The sequence below is a fragment of the Streptomyces sparsus genome (genome assembly GCF_054776295.1).
This window is the reverse complement of record NZ_BAAHCA010000698.1, coordinates 1-2,618: the sequence shown is the minus strand read 5'-3', so window position 1 is coordinate 2,618 and position 2,618 is coordinate 1. Positions and strand designations below refer to the sequence as shown.

The 2,618-nt window shown below is 73.2% G+C and carries 3 protein-coding genes; all 3 read left to right on the top strand.

Annotated elements, in window-relative coordinates; translation table 11 throughout:
- Positions 1 to 1,077, top strand: a 1,077-nt coding sequence (locus ACYVE9_RS22290) for an acyl-CoA dehydrogenase family protein (RefSeq protein ID WP_461029674.1), incomplete at its 5' end; no start/stop codon positions are given.
- A 78-nt stretch (positions 1,078 to 1,155) separates the two neighbouring features.
- Complete coding sequence (locus ACYVE9_RS22285) at positions 1,156 to 1,596, top strand: type II toxin-antitoxin system RatA family toxin (RefSeq protein ID WP_461029673.1); 441 nt, start codon at positions 1,156 to 1,158, stop codon at positions 1,594 to 1,596.
- A complete protein-coding gene (locus ACYVE9_RS22280; protein ID WP_461029672.1) occupies positions 1,593 to 2,612 on the top strand; it encodes an NAD-dependent epimerase/dehydratase family protein in 1,020 nt (339 codons plus the stop codon). The genes ACYVE9_RS22285 and ACYVE9_RS22280 overlap by 4 nt, the downstream gene beginning before the upstream one ends.
- Positions 2,613 to 2,618: the final 6 nt, after the last annotated feature.

Sequence of the window (2,618 nt, the reverse complement as noted above, 5' to 3'; positions counted from 1 at the left end):
CCGCCCCCCGACGCGGACGGCGAGGCCACCGCGGCGGACCGCATCCGCGCGGTGGCCGCCTCCGGCTTCGCCTCGCTGGCCGTGCCCGAGGTCTTCGGTGGTGCCGGCGCCACCCTGCTGGGCACCGCCGCCGCCCAACGTGCCCTAGCGAAGGCCGATCCCGGTGCGGCGATCGCCCTCAACATGCACTCCCTCACCGTCGGCCTGATGACGGACTACTGGCAGCGGCACCGCGACACCACGTGGTGGCTGCTCGAAGCCATCGCCGGCTCCGACGCCCTCGTCGCGTCGGCGTTCGCGGAGCCCGGTGGCAGCGCCAACTTCCTCAGCAGCCGCTGCGAGGCGCGACCGGACGGCAAGGGCTACGTCGTCTCGGGGGTGAAGTACCCCTGCTCGCTGGCGACCACCGCCACCCTGGTCTGCCTGTCCGCACGCGTCACCGGCAGCGACGAGACGATCATCGCGCTGTGCCCCGCCTCCTCCCCGGGACTGCGGGTCGAGGGCGACTGGCCGTCCCTGGGTATGCGGGACTCCGACACCGCGAGGATCGTCCTGGACGAGGTGCCGATCGACGACCGGCTGGTGTTCCACCGCGCCCCGGCCGACGCCATCGACGACACGCTGATCGCCGGCATCGTCTGGTTCGCGGTGCTGGTCTCCGCCACCTACCACGGAGTGCTGAGCCACCTGCTCGACGTGGCCGCCACCGGGGTGCGCACCGCCGGCACGCACGGAGCGCGCACCGCCCTGCTCGGCAGGGCCGCCCGGGAAGTGCTGGCACTGGGCGGGGCCTGCCGCCAACTCGCCCGTGACTGGGAGGACGGCACCCTCAGCGGCAATCCGGCCCTCGCCACCGCCATGGCGCTGCGGGCCACTCTCAGCGACACCCGGGACCGGGTGCTCGGCGCGCTCACCCCGGTCATCGGCAGCCGCCTGTACACCAAGGGCCAGACCGCCGCCGGCCTGGCCGTGGACTCACTCGCCGCCCACCACCACCCGCCGAGCCTGCTGGTCTGCGACGAGTCGGTCGGCGCGCTGTGCACCGGCCGCCGGATGAGCTTCGACCCGACCGCCTGAACCGTTCGCCGCGACCCCGACCGCCTGAACCGTTCGCCGCGACCCCGACCGCCCGCCCCGACCCGAGGAGAACAGCCCGTGCCCACCGTGGAAGTCACCCTGCGCATCGCCGCCCCCGTCGAGCAGACCTGGCACGCCGTCAGCCGCATCGAGGACTACGCCGACTACATGGACAGCGTGAACTCCGTGCGACTGGCCGAGACGTCGGGTGACGTCCGGATCAGCGAGTGGTCGGTGATGCTCAAGGGGTCGGTCCTGGAGTGGGTCGAGGAGGACACCCTCGACCACGCCGCGCGCACCATGGCCTTCCGCCAGCGCACCGGCGACCTCGACCACTTCAGCGGCTACTGGAAGGTCGAACCGGACACCGACGGCGGCTCCCTGGTCACCTTCCTGACCGAGTTCGAGATCGGCATCCCGTTGCTCGCCGACATGCTCGACCCGGTGGCCGCCAAAGCGCTGCGCGACAACGCGCAGCAGATGCTGACCGCGATCGAACAGCGGGTCGTGGCCCCGTGACCACGTCCCCCCAGGTCCTGGTGACCGGCGCCACCGGTGCCGTCGGCGGTGAACTCGTACGCCGCCTCACCGACGCCGGCTGCGCGGTCGACGGAGTCAGCAGCCGCGGCGGCCCCGGCCCCGACCAGGTCGCCTGGCGAATGGGCGCCGAACCGCCGCCCCCGCGGCTGCGTCGGCACTGGGACGCCGTCGTCAACTGCGCCGCCGACACCCGGTGGAACCGCAGTCCGGAAGCGGCCGAGCAGGCCAACGTCGGCCCGGCGCGGGAGCTGCTGCGCCTGCTCGCCGATCGCACCCACCTGGTCCAGATGTCCACGTCCTTCGCCTGCGGACTGCGCGGTGACGGTCAGTCCGCCGATCCGGCCGACTACCGCAACACCTACGAGTGGTCGAAGGCGTGCACCGAGCGGCTGGTGCGGGCCGAGCACCCCGCCACCGACGTCGTGCGGTTTCCGGCCGTGCTCGGACGCCACGGGGACGGGCACATCGACAGGTTCAGCGGCTTCTACTGGGTGTCGGCGGGGCTGTGCTCCGGCAGCCTGCCGGCGCTCGTCGCCCACCGGGACGCCTACGTGGAGGGTGTCGCCGTCGACGACCTCGCCGCGTGGACAACCCGGCTGATCATGGACGGCCCCCCGACCTCACCCCGCACCTTCGTACTCGGCCGCGGTGCGCACGCCCCGCGGGTGGGCGAGGTGTTCGACCTCATGCTCACCGCCCTGAACGCGTGGCGGGCCCGGAACGGCGCCAGCCCCCTGCCGGCCCCGCCGTTCGTGACGCCGCAGGCCTGGAACCGCTTCTACTTCCCCTTCGCCCGGGAGCACCTGAGCCGGGCGCAGCTGCGGCGGGTGGAGTTGTACGCGGCCTTCCAGCCCTACTGGGCCATCGAGGAGCCGCTGCCGTTCACCGACCTCATGCCCGACATCACCGACGCGATCACCGCCTCGTACCGGTACTGGGCGGAGCACAACCGGGCCGCGGCCAGCGCGGAGCCCCGGGCCTGGGCGGCGGCGTGACCGCCG